Source organism: Mumia flava, assembly GCF_002797495.1.
Taxonomy (GTDB): domain Bacteria; phylum Actinomycetota; class Actinomycetes; order Propionibacteriales; family Nocardioidaceae; genus Mumia; species Mumia flava.
This window is the reverse complement of the sequence record NZ_PGEZ01000002.1, coordinates 240,316-259,152: the sequence shown is the minus strand read 5'-3', so window position 1 is coordinate 259,152 and position 18,837 is coordinate 240,316. Positions and strand designations below refer to the sequence as shown.

Below are 18,837 nucleotides of genomic sequence, written 5' to 3'. Positions count from 1 at the left end.
GTCGGCGTCACCGCCGGTCCGTCCGCGACCGGTTCTTGTCAGGGGTGCTCGGTAGGCTTGTTTCTGCGGGTCAGGCACGCTCGAGCGTCCGGTCTCGCCCGAATTCACCGGAGTCTCCGACCGACAGGAAGCGGCTGATCACGTGGCAGACCGACTGCTCGTCCGCGGCGCTCGCGAGCACAATCTGAAGGACGTCTCGATCGACCTCCCCCGCGACGCGATGATCGTGTTCACGGGGCTGTCGGGGTCGGGCAAGTCGTCGCTCGCCTTCGACACGATCTTCGCGGAGGGCCAGCGCCGCTACGTCGAGTCGCTGTCGGCCTACGCCCGGCAGTTCCTCGGGCAGATGGACAAGCCCGACGTCGACTTCATCGAGGGCCTCTCGCCCGCGGTGTCGATCGACCAGAAGTCGACCTCACGGAATCCCCGCTCGACCGTCGGCACCATCACCGAGGTGTACGACTACCTCCGCCTGCTGTACGCGCGGATCGGTCACCCGCACTGCCCGGTCTGCGGCGAGGCGATCACCCGGCAGACCCCGCAGCAGATCGTGGACCGCGTGATGGAGCTGGAGGAGGGCACCCGCTTCCAGGTGCTCGCGCCGGTGATCCGCAGCCGCAAGGGGGAGTACCTCGACCTCTTCCGCCAGCTCCGCTCGCAGGGATACAGCCGTGTCCGAGTCGACGGGGAGATCCTCAGCCTCGCCGACGACCCGCCGGCGCTCGCGAAGCAGAAGAAGCACGACATCGAGGTCGTCGTGGACCGCCTCGTCGTGAAGCCCACGGCACAGCAGCGGATCACCGACTCGATCGAGACCGCGCTGGGTCTCGCCGACGGTCTCGTGCTGCTCGACTTCGTCGACGTCGAGGCCGGGGCGCCGGGGCGGATCCGCCGGTTCTCGGAGCGTCTCGCCTGCCCGAACGACCATCCGCTCGCCGTCGACGAGCTGGAGCCGCGGTCGTTCTCGTTCAACTCCCCGTTCGGCGCCTGCCCGGACTGTGCCGGTCTCGGCACGCGGATGGAGGTCGATCCGGAGCTGGTGATCCCGGACCCGAGCCGGCCGCTCGACGACGGTGCGGTCGCGCCGTGGTCCGGTGCCCACGTGGCGGACTACTTCGGGCGCCTCCTGAACGCCCTCGGCGAGGAGCTGGGGTTCGCGCCGACCGATGCGTACGAGGGCCTGACCGCGGCCCAGCGCAAGGCGCTCCTGGAGGGCCACCCGACCCAGGTGCACGTGCACTACCGCAACCGCTACGGCCGGGAGCGCTCGTACTGGTCGAGCTTCGAGGGCGTGATCCCGTACGTCGTGCGCCGGCACGCCGAGGCCGAGAGCGACACGAGCCGGGAGCGGTACGAGGAGTTCATGCGCGAGGTGCCGTGCCCGACCTGCGGCGGCTCGCGGCTCAAGCCGGTGATCCTCGGTGTCACGACGTCGTCGCGGCGCGGTGGCGAGAAGAACATCGCCGAGGTGGCCGCGCTGTCGATCGACGAGGCGGCGCACTACCTGGCCGAGCTCGAGATGAGCGAGCGGGAGCGGCAGATCGGCGAGCGGGTGCTCAAGGAGATCCACGAGCGCCTGCGCTTCCTGCTGGACGTCGGCCTGGACTACCTGACCCTGGACCGCGCCGCCGGTTCGCTCTCGGGCGGCGAGGCCCAGCGGATCCGGCTCGCGACGCAGATCGGCGCGGGTCTCGTCGGCGTCCTCTACGTGCTGGACGAGCCCTCGATCGGCCTGCACCAGCGCGACAACCACCGGCTGATCGAGACCCTCGTGCGCCTGCGCGACCTCGGCAACACCCTGATCGTGGTCGAGCACGACGAGGACACGATCCGGACGGCCGACTGGGTCGTCGACATCGGTCCGGGAGCCGGCGAGCACGGCGGCCAGGTGATCGTGTCCGGGACGGTCGAGGAGCTGTACGCGTCCCCGGACTCGCTGACCGGCCAGTACCTCTCCGGCCGCAAGGAGATCCCGGTCCCCGCGGAGCGCCGGCCGCGCCGCGAGGGCCACGAGATCACCGTGCGCGGCGCCCGGGAGCACAACCTCCGCGGGATCGACGTGACGTTCCCGCTGGCCCAGCTCGTCGCCGTCACTGGGGTCTCCGGCTCCGGCAAGTCCACCTTGGTCAACGACATCCTCTACACCTCGCTGGCGCGGACGATCTACAACGCGCGGTCGCTGCCGGGGCGCCACAAGGACATCGTCGGCGCCGACCGTGTCGACAAGGTGATCCACGTCGACCAGTCGCCGATCGGACGCACCCCCCGGTCCAACCCGGCGACGTACACCGGCGTGTGGGACCACGTGCGCAAGCTGTTCGCGCAGACGCCGGAGGCGAAGGTCCGGGGCTACCAGCAGGGCCGCTTCTCGTTCAACGTCAAGGGCGGACGCTGCGAGGCGTGCTCCGGCGACGGCACGATCAAGATCGAGATGAACTTCCTGCCCGACGTCTACGTCCCGTGCGAGGTCTGTCACGGCGCCCGGTACAACCGGGAGACCCTGGAGGTGCACTACAAGGGCAAGACCGTGGCGGAGATCCTCGACATGCCGATCGAGGAGGCGAAGGAGTTCTTCGCCGCCATCCCGGCGATCGCCCGCCACCTCAACACGCTGGTCGACGTCGGCCTGGGGTACGTCCGCCTCGGGCAGCCGGCGCCGACGCTGTCGGGCGGCGAGGCGCAGCGAGTCAAGCTCGCCGCCGAGCTGCAGAAGCGTCAGACCGGCCGCACGCTCTACGTGCTGGACGAGCCGACCACGGGACTGCACTTCGAGGACATCCGCAAGCTCCTCGGCGTCCTGGGTCGGCTGGTCGACCAGGGCAACTCCGTGATCGTGATCGAGCACAACCTCGATGTCATCAAGACGGCTGACTGGATCGTCGACATGGGACCCGAGGGCGGCACCCGCGGAGGTCTCCTGATCGCCGAGGGGACGCCCGAGCAGGTGGCCGCGGACCCGGACAGCCACACCGGCTCGTTCCTGCGGCCGCTGCTGGAAGGCAAGGAAGCGGCCCAGCCGACGATGCAGCCCGCGCTGGACCTGGAGCCGGGAGCAGGCCGGCGTACGACGAAGAAGGCCGCCGCGAAGAAGACCGCCGCGAAGAGGCCGGCGAAGAAGACCGCGGCCGTGAAGGGGTCGACCGCGACGGCGACCACCAAGAAGTCGACCGCCAAGAAGGCACCTGCGAAGAAGTCGACCGCCAAGAAGGCACCTGCGAAGAAGTCGACAGCGAAGAGAAGCACGGCTCGGTAGTCCGCGGTCGCGAAGCGGTCGGATCGACGCACAACGGGCTTGTGGGAACCCCCGGTCGGCCGTGATCGTTGAACCCTGCACGACGTCGCCCACGAAGGGAACTCCATGACTGAGCCACTCGACCGCCGTCGCGTCCTCCAGGGGGTCGCCGTCGTCGGCGGCGCCACGGTGGCGACCAGCCTGCTGGCAGCCTGCGGCGAGGACACCAGCGGGTCCACCGGCTCCGGCTCGGGTGCGAGGTCGGACGCGGCCAGCGACCCGGCGACGACCGACGGAGGCTCGGACGGCGGCGGGGGCGGCGGCACGGTGCTTGGCTCCACCTCGGACGTCCCGGTCGGCGGAGGCCGTCTGTACGAGGGCGAGAAGGTCATCGTCACCCAGCCCACCGAGGGCGAGTTCGTGGGTTTCAGCGCTGTCTGCACGCACCAGGGCTGCATCGTGAGCCTGATCGAGGACGACACGATGACGTGCCCGTGCCACAACAGCGAGTTCTCCGCGGAGGACGGATCCGTGCTCGGCGGGCCGGCGTCCGAGCCGCTCCCGTCGGTGGCGGTGTCGGTCTCCGGGGACGAGATCGTCCTCGGGTAGTCCGAGCACGCGTGTCCGCGCCCTGCGCTGTCGGCGCCGGCTCGTAGGGTGGGCGTTGTGGCAGATCCCGCGACCTATCGACCCGCCCCGGGGTCGATTCCCGATGCTCCGGGGGTGTATCGCTTCCGCGACGAGCTCGGTCGGGTGATCTACGTCGGCAAGGCGAAGTCGCTGCGCTCGCGCCTGTCGTCCTACTTCGCCGACCTCGCCGGGCTCCACCCGCGCACCCAGCAGATGGTCACCACCGCCGCCGGTGTGGACTGGACGGTCGTGTCGACGGAGGTCGAGGCCCTCCAGCTGGAGTACAGCTGGATCAAGGAGTTCGACCCGCGGTTCAACGTGAAGTACCGCGACGACAAGTCGTACCCGTGGCTCGCGATCACCCGCAGCGAGGAGTTCCCGCGGGTGATGGTGGGGCGTGGCGCGAAGCGCAAGGGCGTCCGCTACTTCGGCCCGTACAGCCACGCCTGGGCGATCCGCGAGACGGTCGACCTCCTGCTGAGGGTCTTCCCGATGCGCTCCTGCTCGAAGGGCGTGTTCAACCGGTCGAAGCAGATCGGGCGTCCGTGCCTGCTCGGCTACATCGGCAAGTGCTCGGCGCCGTGCGTCGGCCGGGTGACACCGGAGGAGCACCGGGAGATCGTCGACGACTTCTGCTCGTTCATGGCGGGCAACACCACGACGTACATCAAGCGCCTCGAGCGGGAGATGAAGGCCGCTGCCGCTGAGCAGGAGTACGAGCGCGCGGCCCGGCTGCGCGACGACATCGACGCGCTCCGCAAGGCCTTGGACAAGAACGCCGTGGTCCTCGGGGACGCGACCGACGCCGACGTGATCGCGCTGGCCGACGACCCGCTCGAGGTCGGCGTGCAGATCTTCTCCGTCCGTGGCGGGCGGGTCCGCGGACGACGGGGGTGGGTCGCCGACAAGACCGACGACGCCGGCGTCGGTGAGCTCGTCGAGCGGGCCCTCGTCACGCTGTACGACGGTGAGCAGGCGGACGGCATCCCGCGGGAGGTGCTGGTCCCGGTGCTCCCCGAGGATGCGACGACGATCGCGGAGTGGCTGGGCGAGCGGCGCGGGGGACGGGTCGCGGTTCGGGTGCCGCAACGCGGTGACAAGCGGGCGCTGATGGAGACGGTCGAGCGCAACGCCACCCAGGCTCTGACGCTCCACAAGACGAAGCGCGCGAGCGACCTGACCACCCGGACGCGCGCGCTGGAGGAGGTCCAGAAGGCCCTGGACCTGCCGGAGGCGCCGCTGCGGATCGAGTGCTTCGACGTGTCCAACCTGCAGGGCACGGAGGTGGTCGCGTCGATGGTGGTGTTCGAGGACGGTCTCCCGCGCAAGGGCGAGTACCGCCGGTTCGTGATCCGCGGCGTCGAAGGTCAGAACGACGTGGCGGCGATGCACGAGACGATCACGCGGCGCTTCCGCCGCTACCTGGACGAGCGTGCCGCGCTGTCGGAGCCCGAGATCGGCTCCGACGGCGAGGCCGAGGGTCCGCAGCTGGTCGACCCGGACACGGGCAAGCCGCGCAAGTTCGCGTACGCTCCCGGGCTGGTCGTGGTCGACGGCGGACCACCCCAGGTCGCGGCGGCGGCGCGGGCGATGCGCGAGCTGGGTGTCGACGACATCCCGCTGTGCGGCCTGGCGAAGCGGCTGGAGGAGGTGTGGCTCCCCGACGAGGAGGATCCGGTCATCCTGCCGCGGACCAGCGAGGGCCTCTACCTGCTCCAGCGGGTGCGTGACGAGGCGCACCGGTTCGCGATCACGCACCACCGCGGTCGGCGGTCACGGACGATGGTGGAGAGCGCGCTGGACGACGTCCCCGGTCTCGGCGAGGTGCGCCGGAAGTCCTTGATGAAGCGGTTCGGCTCGCTGAAGAAGCTGCGTGCCGCGAGCGCCGACGAGATCGCGCAGGTCCCGGGTTTCGGTCCGCGGACGGCGCAGGCAGTGGTCGACGCGCTCGCGGCGCCGCAGCCCTCGGCGGCGCCGGCGATCAACACCACGACCGGGGAGATCCTGGAGGAGGACACATGAGCCGCAGCGGTGTGGAGGACCTGGTCCTCGTCACCGGGATGACCGGAGCGGGCAAGAGCACGGTCGCGAAGATGCTCGAGGACATCGGCTACTTCGTGGTCGACAACCTGCCTCCCCAGCTGCTCGACGACACCGTCGACCTGTTCGGCGAGAACCACCTGACCACCAAGCTGGGGGTCGTCGTCGACGCGCGGTCGCAGGTGTTCTTCTCCGAGCTCTCGGGGGCGCTCGACTCGCTCCGCGCGTCGGGTCTGCGCCCGACGGTCGTGTTCGTCGAGGCGGCCGACGACGTGCTGGTCCGACGGCAGGAGGCCGCGCGGCGCCCGCATCCGCTGCGCACGGAGGGGCGCCTGCTCGACGGCTTCGCGGTGGAGCGGGAGATGTTGCGCGGGCTCCGCTCGACCGCCGACCTCGTGGTCGACACCACCCACCTCAACACCCACCAGCTCTCGGCGCGGATCTCGTCGGCGTTCGAGGACGCCGACGAGCACCCGCTGCGGGCGACGGTGGTCTCGTTCGGCTTCAAGTACGGGATCCCGGTCGACGCCGACATGGTGGCCGACATGCGGTTCCTCCCGAACCCGTTCTGGATCGACGAGCTGCGTCCGCTGTCGGGTCTCGACGACGCGGTCCGGGAGCACGTCCTGGGCCAGGGGGACGCGAAGCGGTTCCTCGACCAGTACGAGGCTCTGCTCGCCACCCTGACCGGCGGTTTCGTGCGCGAGAACAAGCGATTCCTGAGTCTGGCGATCGGCTGCACGGGGGGTCGGCACCGCAGCGTGGCGATGGCCGAGGAGCTCGGCCGCCGGCTGCGCGACCACGACGTGCGGACCCTGGTGATCCACCGCGACCTGGGGCGCGAGTGAGCACCGCAGCTCCGCGCAGGGGCCCGGTGAAGGCTCCGGGAGACCATCGCAGCGTCGTCGCGATGGGAGGGGGGCACGGACTCGCGGCGAGCCTGTCCGCGCTGCGCTACCTGCCGGTGGACCTCACCGCCGTGGTCACGGTCGCGGACAACGGCGGCTCGTCCGGGCGTCTGCGCGACGAGCTCGGCGTCCTGCCTCCCGGGGACCTGCGCCAGGCCCTGGCGGCGCTCTGCGGGGAGGACGAGTGGGGGCGGACGTGGGCGCAGGTGCTGCAGCACCGGTTCTCCACCGAAGGCGACCTCAACGGTCACAGCGTCGGCAACCTGCTGATCGCCGCGCTCTGGGAGCTGCTCGACGACCACGTCGACGGGTTGGACTGGGTCGGCCGGCTGCTGGGCGCCCGTGGGCGGGTGCTCCCGATGGCCTCGATCCCGCTCGACATCGAGGCGACGGTGCGGACCGCGGCCGGCGCCATGGAGGTCGTCCGCGGCCAGGCTGCGGTCGCCACCACGCGCTCGGAGGTCCTGGCGGTGCGGCTGGATCCCACCGACCCTCCCGCGAGCCCCGACGTCCTCCGGGCCGTGCGGGACGCCGACTGGGTCGTCGTCGGCCCGGGATCGTGGTTCACCAGCGTGCTCCCGAACCTTCTCGTCCCTCAGCTCTCCCAGGCCCTGCACGACACCGCGGCGCGCCGGATGCTGGTCCTCAACCTCGCGCCGCAGACGGGCGAGACCGAGGGGTTCTCCCCGGAGCGGCACCTCGAGGTGATCGCCGACCACGCTCCCGATCTCCGGGTGGACGTGGTGCTCGCCGACGCCGACGCGATCGGTGACCCCGCGGCGGTGCGGGCGGCTGCGGCCATCATGGGGGCCGAGCTCGTCCTCGAGCGGCTCGCCGTCGGCGACGGTTCGGCGCGGCACGACCCGCTGCGCCTGGCGGGAGCGTACGAACGCGTGATGCGTGCGCGCCCGGGAGCGCTTCGGGACGCGCGGCTACAGTGACCGGGAGGGCACACGGGGGCTGTGTGCGCCTGCACGAGGACGAGGACAGGAGCGACGGATGGCGATGACGGCACAGGTCAAGTCCGAGCTCGCGAGCACCTCGGTGACGAAGGCGTGCTGCCGCAAGGCAGAGGTCTCGTCGATGCTGCGCTTCGGCGGTGGACTGCACCTGGTCGGCGGCGCGATCGTGATCGAGGCGGACCTGGACACCGGGGCGGCCGCGCGCCGGCTCCGCACCGACCTGGCCGACGTGTACGGCCACGTGGGCGAGGTGCAGGTGCTCCAGAGCAACGGGATCCGCAAGGGCACCCGGTACGTCGTGCGCGTCATCCGCGACGGCGGTGCGCTGGCGCGGCAGACCGGTCTGGTCGACGGCGCCGGCCGTCCCGTACGGGGTCTGCCGCCGCAGGTCGTCTCCGGGGCGACGTGCGACGCCGTGGCCGCCTGGCGCGGAGCGTTCCTGGCCCGTGGGTCGTTGACCGAGCCGGGGCGCTCCTCTGCACTGGAGGTGACCTGCCCGGGACCCGAGGCTGCGCTCGCGCTGGTCGGGGCCGCCCGTCGGCTGGGGATCCAGAGCAAGGCCCGTGAGGTCCGCGGCGTGGACCGCGTGGTGATCCGCGACGGCGAGGCCATCGGCGCGCTGCTGACCCGGCTGGGGGCGCACGAGTCGCTCCTGGCGTGGGAGGAGCGTCGGATGCGCCGGGAGGTGCGGGCGACCGCGAACCGTCTGGCCAACTTCGACGACGCCAACCTCCGGCGCTCCGCGCGTGCCGCGGTCGCGGCGGGCGCGCGGGTGGAGCGCGCCCTGGAGATCCTGGCCGACGAGGTTCCCGACCACCTGAGCACGGCCGGTCGGTTGCGGGTCGAGCACAAGCAGGCGAGCCTGGAGGAGCTGGGGCGGCTGCACGATCCGGTGCTGACCAAGGACGCGATCGCCGGACGCATCCGCCGCCTGCTGGCGATGGCGGACAAGAAGGCGTCCGAGCTGGGGATCCCCGACACCGAGGCGAGCCTGACCGAGGAGATGCTCGCCGACGGTGCCTGAGGCACCCCGGTCCGGGTGCGGCGAGCCGTCGTCGCCGCGATAGGGTCGATTGGACTCGTTCGAAGAGTCCGAGCCCCCGCGAAGAAACACTTCTCAGAGGAGAGCGTCGTGACCGTGCGCGTAGGTATCAACGGATTCGGCCGGATCGGCCGCAACTTCTTCCGGGCGGCCCTGGCCGCCGGGGGCGACTTCGAGATCGTCGCGGTGAACGATCTCACCGACAACAAGTCGCTCGCCACCCTCCTGAAGTACGACTCCATCCTGGGTCGGCTCGGCGAGGAGGTCTCGTACGACGAGTCGTCGATCACCGTCGGCGGCCGCGTGATCAAGGCGTTCGAGGAGCGCGACCCGGCCGCGCTGCCGTGGAAGGATCTCGGCGTCGACGTGGTGATCGAGTCGACCGGCTTCTTCACCGACGCCACGAAGGCGAAGGCGCACATCGACGCCGGCGCGAAGAAGGTCATCATCTCCGCGCCCGCCAAGAACGAGGACGTCACCGTCGTGATGGGCGTCAACGAGGGGAGCTACGACCCGGCGGCGCACACGGTGATCTCGAACGCGTCGTGCACCACGAACTGCCTGGCCCCGATGGCCAAGGCCCTGAACGACGGTCTGGGCATCGAGCGTGGCCTGATGACCACGATCCACGCCTACACCCAGGACCAGAACCTCCAGGACGGCCCGCACAAGGATCTGCGTCGCGCCCGCGCGGCCGCGCTCAACATCGTGCCGACCTCGACCGGCGCCGCGAAGGCCGTCAGCCTGGTCCTGCCCGAGCTCAAGGGCAAGCTCGACGGGTACGCCCTGCGCGTCCCGACGCCGACCGGCTCGGCGACCGACCTGACCTTCACGGCGTCGCGCGAGACGTCGGTCGAGGAGGTCAACGCGATCGTCAAGGCGGCGGCCGAGGGTCCGCTGAAGGGCTTCCTGACCTACACGGAGGACCCGATCGTCTCCAGCGACATCGTGACCGACCCGGCGTCGTGCATCTTCGACTCGGGCCTGACCAAGGTGATCGGCGACCAGGTCAAGGTCGTCGGCTGGTACGACAACGAGTGGGGTTACTCCAACCGCCTCGTCGACCTGACCGCGTACGTCGGCTCCTCGCTCTGAGCGACGCCGCGAGCCGATCCACGGGAGTCACGTGAAGACCATCGACGACCTGGGCGACCTGCGCGGGACGCGCGTGCTCGTCCGCAGCGACCTGAACGTGCCGCTGGACGGCACGACGATCACCGACGACGGGCGGGTCCGGGCGAGCGTCCCGACCCTGCGGAGGCTCGCCGACGCGGGGGCCCGGGTCGCCGTGATGGCCCACCTGGGCCGGCCGAAGGGCGAGCCGGACCCGGCGTACTCGCTCGGTCCGGTCTCCGAGCGGCTCGCGGAGCTCCTCGGGTCGCCGGTGGCCTTCGCCTCCGACACCGTCGGGGCCTCGGCGCAGGAGGTCGTCACGGGTCTCGGCGACGGGCAGGTCGCGCTGCTCGAGAACGTCCGCTTCAACGCCGGCGAGACGAGCAAGGACGACGCCGAGCGGGGTGCGTTCGCCGATCGGTTGGCCGCGCTCGGGGACGTCTTCGTCTCCGACGGGTTCGGTGTGGTCCACCGCAAGCAGGCGAGCGTGTACGACCTCGCGCAGCGGCTCCCCGCGGCGGCCGGGGGCCTGGTCGAGGCCGAGGTGTCGGTCCTGCGTCGGCTGACCGCCGACCCGCAGCGGCCGTACGCCGTGGTGCTCGGCGGCTCGAAGGTCTCCGACAAGCTCGGCGTGATCGACAACCTGCTGGACAAGGCCGACGCGCTGCTGATCGGCGGTGGCATGGTCTTCACGTTCCTGGCGGCCCAGGGCCACGACGTCGGCTCCTCGTTGCTGGAGTCCGACCAGATCGAGACGGTGCAGGGCTACCTGCGCCGCGCGGAGGAGAGCGGCGTCGACATCGTGCTGCCGAGCGACGTCGTGGTGGCACCGACGTTCTCCGCCGACGCGCCGCCCACCACGGTGGCCGCTGATGCGATGCCGTCGGACCAGATGGGTCTGGACATCGGGCCCGTGTCCGCGTCCGCGTTCGCCGACCGCGTGCGCGCGTCGGCCACGGTGTTCTGGAACGGCCCGATGGGCGTCTTCGAGTTCCCTGCGTTCGCGGCCGGTACGAAGGCCGTCGCGCAGGCCCTGACGGAGGTCGACGGCCTGTCGGTCGTGGGCGGCGGCGACTCTGCTGCCGCCGTCCGCCGGCTCGGGTTCGCCGACGACGACTTCGGGCACATCTCGACCGGCGGGGGAGCCTCGCTGGAGTTTCTCGAGGGCCGGACGCTTCCCGGCCTGCAGGTCCTGGAGGGCTGACGGATGGCGAACGACCGCACGCCCCTGATCGCGGGCAACTGGAAGATGAACCTCAACCACCAGGAGGCCGTCGTCCTGGTGCAGAAGCTGGCGTGGGTGCTGTCGGACAAGAAGCACGACCCGGCACGCTCGGAGGTCGCGGTGATCCCGCCGTTCACCGACCTGCGCAGCGTGCAGACGCTGGTGGACGGTGACCGCCTCCCGATCCGCTATGGGGCGCAGGACGTCTCGATCCACGACGCCGGCGCCTACACCGGCGAGATCTCGGCCGCGATGCTGGCGAAGCTCGGGTGCTCGTACGTGCTCAGCGGTCACTCGGAGCGCCGTGAGCACCACGGTGAGGACGATGCGACCGTCGCCGCGAAGTCACAGAAGGCCGTCGCTGCCGGCATGACGCCGATCGTCTGCGTGGGCGAGGGCCTCGACATCCGGCAGGCCGGCACGCACGTCGACCACTGCGTCGCGCAGGTGGAGGGTTCGCTCGCCGGGCTGACGCCCGAGCAGGTGGCGACGTCCGTGATCGCGTACGAGCCGGTGTGGGCGATCGGCACCGGCGAGGTCGCGACGCCGGAGGACGCTCAGGAGGTCTGCGCGGCGATCCGCGAGCAGGTCGCGTCGACGTGGTCCTCGTCGGCGGCGGAGCGGGTGCGTATCCTGTACGGAGGTTCGGTGAAGGCAGCGAACGCCGCAGCCATCATGGCGCAGTCCGACGTGGACGGCGCCCTGGTCGGTGGGGCCAGCCTCCAGGCTGAGGAGTTCGCCGCCATCTGCCGTTTCTACGACCTGCCCGACCTGTCGGGCGTGGCCTGAGCCGCGTCGGACACCCCCCGATCCAGGAAGCCGTCATCGTGATCCTCACGTTCCAAGTCCTGCTGGTGCTCTCCAGCCTGCTGCTCATCGTGCTCGTGCTCATGCACAAGGGCCGCGGCGGTGGCCTGTCGGACATGTTCGGCGGCGGTGTCTCCAGCAGCCTCGGCGGCTCGTCGGTCGCAGAGAAGAACCTCAACCGCATCACGGTCGGGACGGCCGTCATCTGGGCCGTCGCCGTCATCGCTCTCGGGCTGCTCTACCGCTTCAGCTGATCTCGGCAACCCCCGTGTCGGTCTCGACAGACCACGGGGTGGACTGCATAGACTTCGACCACCCGTGGGGGCGCGGGTGACGGCAACGTGTGACGAGGGGACAGGAGAGCACTGGTGTCCAGCGGGGCGATTCGAGGAAGCCGGGTCGGTTCCGGACCGATGGGTGAGGCCGAGCGGGGGGAGGCTGCGCCGCGGCGTGCGATCACGTTCTACTGCGCGAACGTGCACACCACCGTGCTGAGCTTCGCCGCGGAGGCCGAGGCCCCTGAGTCGTGGGACTGCCCACGCTGCGGTCTCCCGGCGAGCCAGGACCACGAGAACCCACCGACGGCCCCGCGCACGGAGCCGTACAAGACGCACCTCGCGTACGTGAAGGAGCGTCGCAGCGACGACGAGGCGGAGCAGATCCTCACCGAGGCGCTGGCCACGCTGCGCGAGCGCCGCGCGAGCGGCGACGTCCTGTACTGATCGGGGCGCGCCCCCCGTTCGTGGCCGGCGCGTCGCTCAGGACGGGCGGAGCTCGTCGGGCAGCGCGGACGCGGCGCCCTCGTCGAGCATCCACAGGGTCTGCTCGGAGCCGTGCACGCCCGAGGCCGGCGTCTGCTCGACCGGCGACCCGGTCAGGGCCCGGGCGACGGCGTCGGCCTTGCCCGACCCGGACACGAGAAACCACACCTCGCGACCGCGGTTCAGGACCGGGAACGTCATCGTGATCCGGCGCGGCGGCGGCTTGGGGGAGTCGTGCTCGGCGACGGCGGTCCGTTCGGTCTCCGCGAGCGTCGGCTTGCCCGGGAACAGCGACGCGACGTGGCCGTCCGGTCCGAGGCCGAGCATGACCAGGTCGAAGGTGCGCGTGCCGACCTCGGCAGCGAACCGCGCGGCGGCCGCGTCCAGGTCGGTCCCGTCGTCCGCCGGCATCGGGTGAACCTTCGTCTCGTCGACCCCGACACCGTCGAGGAACGCTACTCGTGCCTGGCCCTCGTTGCGGTCCGGGTCGCCCGCGGGGACGTAGCGCTCGTCACCCCACCAGATCTCGACGTTGCTCCAGTCGACCCGGCCGTCGCTCGCGCGTCGCGCGACCTCCTCGTGGATCTTCTCGGCGATCGTCCCGCCGGTGAGCACGATGCTGGGCGTCGTGCCTTGGGACTGCAGGGCCGAGAGCGTGGACACCAGCTGGTCCGCCACGACCTCCGCCAGCGCGCTCGCGTCGGTCTCGATCAGGATCTCGGGGCCGGTCATCTCACTCCTTCGCGTCGGTGCTCGGCGTCGCGCGCTTCGCCGACGTCTTCGTGGTGCGCTTCGCTGTCTTCTTGGCGGGGGCCTTCGGCGTGGCCTTCTTCGCCGATGCCTTCCGGTCGGCGGCGTCGGCACGACGGAGGAGCCGCTTGATCGTCTCGGCGTAGACCTCGTCCTCGTCCAGCCGACGCAGGTCCTCGGCCAGCAGCTCGGCCGTGGTGCGGCGCTTCAGGGCGACCGCCCGGTCCGCCTCGCCGGGGACGATGTACGTCCCGTGCCGGCCGTCGCTGCGGACCACGGCGACGTCGCCGACGGTCGAGCACAACCGGACCTCGGTCATCCCCGGGCCCTTGGAGGTGCCGAGGTGGACGGGAACGCGCAGCCGGGACTCCAGCCACGCGACCATGAGGTCGGCGCTGGGGTTGCCGCGCTCGGCCATCACCGACGCCGACGTGATCTTGACGTCGACGTGATCGAGCGCAGCCGCGAGCAGGGCTCGCCACGGCGTCAGCCGCGTCCAGGACAGATCGGTGTCGCCGGGCTGGTAGGCGCGGGCGACCCGGATCAGTGATGCGTGCCGCGTACGGCTCGAGGCGGCGTCGGTGATCCGGCGGTTCGCGAGGGACCCGAGCGGGTCGTCGGCGGGAGACTTCGGCGCCGCGCCCGGCCACCAGGCGACGACGGGGGAGTCGGGGAGGAGCAACGGCAGGACGACCGACTCGGCGTGCTGCGTGAGCTCGCCGCTCATCCGCAGCACGACGGACTCGCCGGCGGAGTCGTTGCCGATCCGGACCTGGGCGTCGAGGTTGGCGGCGCCGCGGCCGGACCGGAGCACCACCCCGAGCACGCGCGCCGGGTGCTCGCGGGCGATCGCCCGCGCCGCCCTCATCGCGTCGTAGTAGCGGGCCTCGTCGGTGATGATGACCAGCGTCAGCACCATCCCCATCGCGGGGCTTCCGGCCGCGACCCGCGCCCGGACGAGTGCGGCGGCGACCATGCTGGCGCTGGTGTCGGTGAGCTCGACCTTCATGGTGTCTCCTCGCGTCTCACGGCCGCCGCCAGACTCGTCCGTCCCGGGCGAGCATGTCGACCGCGGACTGCGGGCCCCAGCCTCCCGACACGTACTGGTCGGGCCGGTCGCCTTCCCCGGAGCGCCCGGCCCAGAAGTCCACGACGGGGTCCAGGATCCGCCACGACTGCTCCACCTCCTCCTGCTGGGGGAACAGCGGCGGATCGCCGAGGAGCACATCGAGGATCAACCGCTCGTACGCCTCGGGGCTCGACTCGACGAACGCCCCGCCGTACGCGAAGTCCATGTTGACGTCACGCAGCTCCATGGCGGTGCCCGGGACCTTCGCGCCGAAGCGGACCGTGACGCCCTCGTCCGGCTGGATCCGCATCACCAGGGCGTTCTGGGTGAGCTCGGAGGTCTCGGTCTTGGTGAACGGGTGGTGCGGAGCGCGCTTGAAGACGACGGCGATCTCGGTGACGCGGCGTGCGAGCCGCTTGCCCGTGCGCAGGTAGAACGGCACGCCCGCCCAGCGGCGCGTGTCGATGTCGAGCCGGATGGCGGCGAAGGTCTCCGTCCCCGAGCGCTTCGGGATGTCCTGCTCGTCGAGGTAGCCCCGGACCTTGAGCCCGCCGGCCCAGCCGGCTGCGTACTGGCCGCGAGCGGTGTGCAGGTCGAGGCGTGCCGGGGGACGGGCCTGGGCGAGGATCTTCAGCTTCTCCAGGCGCAGGCTCCGCGCGGAGAACGACACCGGCGGCTCCATCGCGACCAGCGCCATCAGCTGGAGGAGGTGGTTCTGGATCACGTCGCGGGCGGCGCCGATGCCGTCGTAGTAGCCGGCCCGGCCGCCGATCCCGACGTCCTCGGCCATCGTGATCTGGACGTGGTCGACGAAGTGGGAGTTCCAGACCGGCTCGAACAGCTCGTTGGCGAACCGGAACGCCAGGATGTTCTGGACCGTCTCCTTGCCCAGGTAGTGGTCGATCCGGAACACCGACTCGGGTGGGAACACGTCGGAGACGACCGCGTCGAGCTCCCGTGCGCTCTCCAGGTCGTGCCCGAACGGCTTCTCCACCACCACGCGACGCCAGGATCCGCCCTCGGACTGCGCCAGCCCGTGGCGTTTGATCTGGTCCACGACGGTCGAGAAGAAGCTCGGCGGGATCGACAGGTAGAAAGCGTAGTTGCCGCCCGTGCCGCGCTCCCGGTCGAGGTCGGTCACGACCTGGACCAGCTGCTCGAAGGCCTCGTCGTCGTCGAAGGAGCCCGGCACGAAGCGGAAGCCCTCGGCGAGCTGCTTCCACACCTCCTCGCGGAACTCGGTCCGTGCGTGCTTGCGCACCGAGTCCTCGACGACCTGGGCGAAGTCCTGGTCCTCCCACTCGCGTCGTGCGAAGCCGACCAGCGAGAAGCCCGGCGGGAGCAGACCGCGGTTCGCGAGGTCGTAGATGGCCGGCATCAGCTTCTTGCGCGACAGGTCCCCCGTGACGCCGAAGATGATCACGCAGCTCGGACCCGCGATCCGTGGGAGACGCCGGTCCTCGGGCTGACGCAAGGGGTTGGGGGAGTCCAGCGGAGGACCCCACGGCCGGGAGCTCACCCGAGCGCCTCCAGCAGCTCCTCGCGTGCGCGCGACGATCCGTCCAGGTGGAGCCGGAGCACCGGCCGGCCGTGTCCGGCGAGCACCTGCCCGTCGCCGACCGCCTGGGCGAGCAGGAACTCCCCGAAGCTGAAGTCGCGTCCCGGCACCGCCAGGTCGTGCGCAGGCTCGCTGGTGACCTGGAGGAACACGCCGGTCGGCGGCCCGCCCTTGTGGTACTGGCCGGTGGAGTGCAGGAAGCGCGGACCCCAGCCGAAGGTGGTCGGGCGCCCGGTCCGGGTCGCGAGCGTGTCACGGACGCCCGCGAGCGCGGGATCAGCGAGGCGGTCGAGGTACGCCTGCACCGCGACGTACCCGTGCTCCGGATCGAGGTGGTCGAGTAGTGCGGCCACCGCGCCGGAGACCGTCACCACGTCCTCCGGGAGCCAGCCCGAGGTGTCGAAGACCGTGATCGCGTCATCGGTGAAGACCGGGTCCGGTTCGGCGCTGCCGCCCGAGAGCATGTCACGCGCCGCCTGCTTGGCGCTCTCGACGTCGGGCTGGTCGAAGGGGTTGATCCCGATCATCCGGCCCGCGACGGCGGTCGCGACCTCCCACAGCAGGAACAGCGCGCCGAGCGGGGCGTCGATCGCGAAGCCGTACCCGGACGCGGCGACCGGGTGGTCGTCGCGCATCGGACCGAGCATGCCGAGAACCTCGTCGGACGTGCTGGCGGTGGCGTTCGGGGACTCCGGAGAGGCGACCACGACCGGGAGGATGCCGTGCCCGGTCTTGCCGGTCGACTCCGCCACGAGCTGCTCGGCCCAGTCGGCGAATCCACGGTTCGCGGTCCCGGCCTCGGCGAGCACCAGCTTGTCGACGCCTCCGGCGTTGGCGAGTCCGAGCAGGGCGCCGAGCACCAGCGCCGGGTTCGTGTCGTCGTCGGCCGTGACGTCCTCGGCGATGTCACCGGCGTCCTCCAGGAGGCCGGCGATGTCCGCACCCGCGAGCCCGCTCGGGACGAGGCCGAAGGCGGTGAGCGCGGAATAGCGACCGCCGACGCCGGGGTCGGCGTGGAAGACGCGGTAGCCGCTCTCGCTCGCCAGGTCGTCGAGCGGAGACCCCGGGTCGGTCACCACCACGATCCGCTCGGACGGGTCGATGTCGGCGGCCCGGAACGCGGCCTCGAACGCGCGTCGCTGGCTGTCGGTCTCGACCGTCCCGCCGGACTTGCTCGAGACGACCACCGCCGTGCTCGAGAGGTCACCGTCGAGGACACCCCGGACCATGTCGGGATCCGAGGAGTCGAGCACCGTCAGCCCGACCTGGTCGGTCGCGCAGATCACCTCCGGCGCCAACGACGAGCCGCCCATGCCGCACAGCACGACGTGGTGGACGCCGCGGTCGTTCAGCTCCGCGCGCAGCTCCTCGATCTGCGGGACCAGGGACGCGGAGGTCACGTGCAGGTCGACCCAGTCGAGCCGCTTCGCGGCCTCCTCCTCGGCGTCCGGGCCCCACAGCGTCGCGTCGTGCGCGGCGATGCGACTCGCCACCCGCTCCTCGACCAGGTCCGCGATCGCCGCCTCCAGGGCCTCGGCGTCCGGGTAGGCCAGGCCGAGCTCGAACCCGGCCGGCGTGTCGTCGTCGCTCACCGGCGTCCCCCTCTCGTCCTGGCTCACGCGGTCCGGGCCCGCGCTGCCGTCAGCTGGTCCTGCACCGTCCGCACGAGGTCGCCCCACGACGACTCGAACTTCTCCACGCCCTCCGACTCCAGCGTGGCCATCACGTCGTCGTAGTCGACGCCGACCGCGCCGAGCTCGTCGACGGTCCGGCGGGCCTGCGCACCGCTGCCGGTGAGATGGTCGCCGGTGATCTCGCCGTGGTCCTTGAAGGCCTTCAGCGTTGCCCCGGGCATCGTGTTCACGACGTCGGGGCCGACGAGCTCGGTGACGTACAGCGTGTCGGGGTAGTCCGGGTTCTTCACCCCGGTCGACGCCCACAACGGGCGCTGCGGGTTCGCACCCTTCGCGGCCAGCTCCTGCCAGCGATCGGTTGCCGTGAAGGCCTCGAACTCGGCGTAGGCGAGCCGCGAGTTGGCGATCCCGGCCTGCCCCTTGAGGCCGGCGGCCTGCTCGGACCCGATCGCGTCGAGCCGCTTGTCGACCTCGGAGTCGATCCGGCTGACGAAGATCGACGCAACCGACCGGATCGTGGAGAGGTCGATGCCGTCGGCGGCCGCCTGCTCCAGGCCGTACGCGTAGGCGTCCAGGACCTCGCGGTAGCGCTCGAGGGAGAACAGCAGCGTGACGTTGACGCTGATCCCGGCCGCGATCGTCGCCGCGATCGCGGGCAGGCCCTCGCGGGTCGCGGGGATCTTGATGAACATGTTCGGCTCGCCGACCTTCGACCACAGGGTCCTGGCCTGCTCGATGGTCGCGTCGGTCTCGTACGCGAGCGTCGGGTCGACCTCCAGCGAGACCCGTCCGTCCTTGCCGTCGGTCGCGTCGTAGACCGGGCGGAGGATCCGGCAGGCCGAGCGGACGTCGGTCGTGGTGAGCTCCCGGATCAGCTCGGCGACGCTGAGCTGCGGGTCGGCAGCGAGGAGCTCGTCGGTCTGGCCCTCGTAGCGTTCGCCCTCCTTGATGGCGGAGGCGAAGATCGTCGGGTTGCTGGTCACCCCGACGACGCTGTCCTCGGTGACCAGGCTCTGCAGCGCGCCGGTCTCGGTCAGCTCCCGGGACAGGTCGTCGAGCCAGACGGACACGCCTGCGTCGCTCAGTGCTCGGAGTCGGTCGGTCAT

At 71.2% G+C, this 18,837-nt stretch carries 16 protein-coding genes; 11 read left to right on the top strand and 5 right to left on the bottom strand.

Annotated features, from left to right (window positions below; genetic code table 11):
* Nucleotides 1-142 precede the first annotated feature (142 nt).
* From uvrA to CLV56_RS15370, 11 genes are all read left to right on the top strand, one after another.
* Entirely contained in the window at nt 143-3,253 is a 3,111-nt protein-coding gene (uvrA, locus tag CLV56_RS15420; protein WP_100415233.1) for an excinuclease ABC subunit UvrA, read from the top strand.
* 105 nt (nt 3,254-3,358) lie between these two features.
* Nucleotides 3,359-3,841 carry a Rieske (2Fe-2S) protein gene (locus tag CLV56_RS15415; RefSeq protein ID WP_039361690.1) on the top strand — a complete coding sequence of 161 codons (483 nt, stop codon included), beginning with the start codon at nt 3,359-3,361 and terminating at the stop codon, nt 3,839-3,841.
* Nucleotides 3,842-3,898: 57 nt separating this feature from the next.
* Nucleotides 3,899-5,884, top strand: coding sequence for an excinuclease ABC subunit UvrC (gene uvrC / locus CLV56_RS15410; protein WP_039361687.1), 1,986 nt, complete (start codon nt 3,899-3,901; stop codon nt 5,882-5,884).
* Nucleotides 5,881-6,750: an RNase adapter RapZ gene (gene rapZ / locus CLV56_RS15405; protein WP_039361684.1), complete on the top strand. Its 870-nt coding sequence runs from the start codon at nt 5,881-5,883 to the stop codon at nt 6,748-6,750. The genes uvrC and rapZ overlap by 4 nt, the downstream gene beginning before the upstream one ends.
* Nucleotides 6,751-6,812: 62 nt before the next feature.
* The gene (locus CLV56_RS15400; protein ID WP_039361682.1) at nt 6,813-7,751 is read left to right on the top strand and encodes a gluconeogenesis factor YvcK family protein; all 939 of its coding nucleotides are present in this window, start codon (nt 6,813-6,815) and stop codon (nt 7,749-7,751) included.
* A 58-nt stretch (nt 7,752-7,809) separates the two neighbouring features.
* A complete protein-coding gene (gene whiA, locus CLV56_RS15395; protein ID WP_039361679.1) occupies nt 7,810-8,796 on the top strand; it encodes a DNA-binding protein WhiA in 987 nt (328 codons plus the stop codon).
* 108 nt (nt 8,797-8,904) lie between these two features.
* A complete protein-coding gene (gene gap, locus CLV56_RS15390; RefSeq protein ID WP_039361677.1) occupies nt 8,905-9,909 on the top strand; it encodes a type I glyceraldehyde-3-phosphate dehydrogenase in 1,005 nt (334 codons plus the stop codon).
* Between the two features lie 31 nt (nt 9,910-9,940).
* A complete protein-coding gene (locus CLV56_RS15385) occupies nt 9,941-11,131 on the top strand; it encodes a phosphoglycerate kinase (protein WP_039361674.1) in 1,191 nt (396 codons plus the stop codon).
* Between the two features lie 3 nt (nt 11,132-11,134).
* On the top strand, nt 11,135-11,941 hold the full coding sequence (gene tpiA / locus CLV56_RS15380; protein ID WP_039361671.1) for a triose-phosphate isomerase: 807 nt from the start codon (nt 11,135-11,137) through the stop codon (nt 11,939-11,941).
* 38 nt (nt 11,942-11,979) lie between these two features.
* A complete protein-coding gene (gene secG / locus CLV56_RS15375; protein ID WP_039361668.1) occupies nt 11,980-12,213 on the top strand; it encodes a preprotein translocase subunit SecG in 234 nt (77 codons plus the stop codon).
* 111 nt (nt 12,214-12,324) lie between these two features.
* On the top strand, nt 12,325-12,681 hold the full coding sequence (locus CLV56_RS15370) for an RNA polymerase-binding protein RbpA (protein WP_100415232.1): 357 nt from the start codon (nt 12,325-12,327) through the stop codon (nt 12,679-12,681).
* Between the two features lie 36 nt (nt 12,682-12,717).
* Here CLV56_RS15370 and pgl read toward each other — a convergent pair whose 3' ends face one another.
* From pgl to tal, 5 genes are read right to left on the bottom strand one after another with little or no spacing between them, the layout of a single operon-like run.
* Nucleotides 12,718-13,452: a 6-phosphogluconolactonase gene (gene pgl, locus CLV56_RS15365; RefSeq protein WP_039361662.1), complete on the bottom strand. Its 735-nt coding sequence runs from the start codon at nt 13,450-13,452 to the stop codon at nt 12,718-12,720.
* 1 nt (nt 13,453) lies between these two features.
* Nucleotides 13,454-14,479, bottom strand: a complete 1,026-nt coding sequence (locus CLV56_RS15360) for a glucose-6-phosphate dehydrogenase assembly protein OpcA (RefSeq protein WP_039361660.1) — start codon at nt 14,477-14,479, stop codon at nt 13,454-13,456.
* A gap of 16 nt (nt 14,480-14,495) precedes the next feature.
* Entirely contained in the window at nt 14,496-16,058 is a 1,563-nt protein-coding gene (zwf, locus tag CLV56_RS15355) for a glucose-6-phosphate dehydrogenase (RefSeq protein WP_211288163.1), read from the bottom strand.
* Nucleotides 16,055-17,689, bottom strand: coding sequence for a glucose-6-phosphate isomerase (locus CLV56_RS15350; protein ID WP_245857961.1), 1,635 nt, complete (start codon nt 17,687-17,689; stop codon nt 16,055-16,057). Before CLV56_RS15350 ends, zwf begins: the two co-directional genes overlap by 4 nt.
* 23 nt (nt 17,690-17,712) lie before the next feature.
* Nucleotides 17,713-18,837 (bottom strand): transaldolase, encoded by a 1,125-nt coding sequence (tal, locus tag CLV56_RS15345; RefSeq protein ID WP_039361657.1) that lies wholly within the window; start codon nt 18,835-18,837, stop codon nt 17,713-17,715.